Origin of the sequence: Huijunlia imazamoxiresistens, from assembly GCF_037132455.1 — a bacterium.
GTDB classification, from domain to species: Bacteria; Bacteroidota; Bacteroidia; order Chitinophagales; family Chitinophagaceae; genus Flavisolibacter; species Flavisolibacter imazamoxiresistens.
Window position 1 is genome coordinate 1 of the sequence record NZ_JBBBEI010000071.1, and the last position, 3,240, is coordinate 3,240.

At 49.5% G+C, this 3,240-nt stretch carries 2 rRNA genes; both read right to left on the reverse strand.

Features of this window, described 5'->3' with window-relative positions:
* Positions 1 to 7 precede the first annotated feature (7 nt).
* Positions 8 to 119: ribosomal RNA gene (gene rrf, locus V9K67_RS26820) — 5S ribosomal RNA — on the reverse strand.
* A 78-nt stretch (positions 120 to 197) separates the two neighbouring features.
* A 23S ribosomal RNA gene (locus V9K67_RS26825) occupies positions 198 to 3,086 on the reverse strand.
* Positions 3,087 to 3,240 lie beyond the last annotated feature (154 nt).

Here is a 3,240-nt window from a genome sequence, read left to right on the forward strand (position 1 = left end):
TGAATAAATATGGCAGCTACCTACTCTCCCGCAACTAAATGCAGTACCATCGGCCAGAAGGGGCTTAACTTCTCTGTTCGGAATGGGAAGAGGTGAACACCCTTGGTATAACCACCATAATATCTTAAGTCATCGCTGACAATAAGTTAACATATTGGAAAAGAAGAGGAGTGCTGAGCACGGTAGTGAAGAAAATAAAATTAAAGCATACGAGCAATTAGTACTACTCGGCTGAGACTGTTACCAGCTTTACACCTGTAGCCTATCAACGTCATCGTCTTTGACGGCTCTTAAAAGTAAACTCATCTTGAGGCAGGTTTCACGCTTAGATGCTTTCAGCGTTTATCCTTTCCGTACATAGCTACTCTGCACTGCACCTGGCGGCACAACAGATACACCAGCGGTACGTACGACCCGGTCCTCTCGTACTAAGGTCATGTCCTCGCAATTTACTTGCGCCCACCACAGATAGGGACCGAACTGTCTTGCGACGTTCTGAACCCAGTTCACGTGCCACTTTAATCGGCGAACAGCCGAACCCTTGGGACCTTCTCCAGCCCCAGGATGTGACGAACCGACATCGAGGTGCCAAACCTCCCCGTCGATATGAGCTCTTGGGGGAGATCAGCCTGTTATCCCCGGAGTACCTTTTATCCTTTGAGCGATGGCCCTTCCATGCGGAACCACCGGATCACTTCAGCCGACTTTCGTCCCTGCTCGACTTGTCTGTCTCACAGTCAAGCACCCTTTTACTGATGCGCTCTGCGTACGATTACCAACCGTACTGAGGGTACCTTTGCAAGCCTCCGTTACTCTTTAGGAGGCGACCACCCCAGTCAAACTACCCACCATGCACTGTTTCTCGTAAGAGATTAGACCCTAAGCAAACGAAGGTTGGTATTTCAACGGTGACTCCACCCCCCCTGGCGAGAGGGCTTCATAGTCTCCCAACTATGCTACACATCGTTTGCTCAGAATCAATGCAAAGTTGTAGTGAAGGTTCACGGGGTCTTTCCGTCCCGTGGCGGGTAACCGGCATCTTCACCGATACTACAATTTCACCGGGCTCGTGGAGGAGACAGTGTTCAACTCATTAGACCATTCGTGCAGGTCGGAACTTACCCGACAAGGAATTTCGCTACCTTAGGACCGTTATAGTTACGGCCGCCGTTTACTGGGGCTTCAGTCAGGAGCTTTGGGCTTACACCCGAACACCCTTCCTTAACCTTCCAGCACCGGGCAGGTATCAGGCCCTATACGTCATCTTGCGATTTTGCAGAGCCCTGTGTTTTTGTTAAACAGTTGGTTGAACCATTTTACTGTGACCACATCACTGTGGTACGCTTTATCCCGAAGTTACAGCGTCAATTTGCCTAGTTCCTTCTCCACGGCTCACCCGAGCGCCTGAGAATATTCATCCCGTCTACCTGTGTCGGTTTGCGGTACGGGCCGTCTTCGCCTAGCCTTAGAGGTTTTTCTCGGCAGCTTTTAGGTTCACTCACCGCGGCCGAAGCTTTGGTGTACTTTCGTACTTTGCCAAACTCTGTGGATTTGCCTGCAGAGCCTATAGCTACATACTTAACCGCACTATTCCGTAAGTGCGGGGAACTTTCAATACTGCGTCACCCCATCGAAACGAAAACGGGTGCTGGAATATTCACCAGCTTTCCATCAGCTACCCCTTTCGGGTTCACCTAAGGACCCGACTAACCCTGATCCGATTAACGTTGATCAGGAACCCTTAGACTTACGGCGATAAGGTTTTTCACCTTATTTATCGTTACTTATACCTACATTTTCTTTCCCGCAGGCTCCAGCATACATCACCATACACCTTCAACGCCGGCGGGATGCTCCCCTACCGATTGTATTAAAAATACTATCATAGAGCTTCGGTTCGTAGTTTGATGCCCGATTATTTTCCGTGCAGGGTCTCTCGACCAGTGAGCTGTTACGCACTCTTTAAATGAATGGCTGCTTCCAAGCCAACATCCTGGCTGTTATTGAAACCCCACCGCGTTTGATCAACTTAACTACGTATTTGGGACCTTAGCTGCTATTCTGGGTTATTTCCCTCTCGGCCACGGACCTTAGCGCCCGCAGCCTCACTCCCGGAGATATGTACCAGCATTCGGAGTTTGTCAGGGTTTGGTAGGCGGTGAAGCCCCCTAGCCCAGTCAGTAGCTCTACCTCTGGCACACTTCTAAAATCCGAGGCTGTTCCTAAAAACATTTCGGGGAGAACGAGCTATCTCTCAGTTTGATTGGCCTTTCACCCCTATCCACAAGTCATCCCATAACTTTTCAACGTTAATGAGTTCGGACCTCCAGAGAGTGTTACCCCCCCTTCATCCTGCTCATGGATAGATCACAAAGTTTCGCGTCTGCCCCCACTGACTTAACCGCCCTGTTCGGACTCGCTTTCGCTACGGCTCCTGTTCTTGAAGAACATTAACCTTGCCAGTGAGGAGCAACTCGTAGGTTCATTATGCAAAAGGCACGCCGTCATCTCGTTTAAAACGAGACTCCGACCGCTTGTAGGCACACGGTTTCAGGTACTATTTCACTCCCTTGTTCAGGGTGCTTTTCACCTTTCCCTTACGGTACTGGTTCACTATCGGTCTCTGAGGAGTATTTAGCCTTACCAGATGGTGCTGGCGGATTCAGGCAGGATTTCTCCGGTCCCGCCCTACTCAGGATACCGCTCGTCCCCAACCCTGTATGCATACAGGACTTTCACCTTCTGTGGTCATCCTTTCCAGGATGTTCCGCTTAAAGTTGGTTTCTAAATGCGGTCCTACAACCCTCAGGGAGCACGCTCCCCGAGTTTGGGCTTTTCCCTGTTCGCTCGCCACTACTTGGGGAATCATTTGATTATTTTCTTTTCCTCCCGGTACTTAGATGTTTCAGTTCCCGGGGTTGGCTTCCTTTACAGGATGCTATATCTTCAATATAGCGGGTTGTCCCATTCGGAGATCCAGGGATATAATGCTTGTGTGCAGCTTCCCCTGGCTTATCGCAGCTTACCACGTCCTTCATCGCCTCTCAGAGCCTAGGCATCCACCATGTGCCCTTAATTGCTTTAAAAATCTTCATTGTAGTTGTTACCCGACCACTTCGCTTCAGACTTCCCACTTTGTATTGCTACTTGTGTGATATTCTTAAAGTAAATGTGATCGTGTTTTTCTTCAGCGTACGTGTTCAGTGTACGCCTTTCTTTCCCAATATGTCAAAGAGCTGA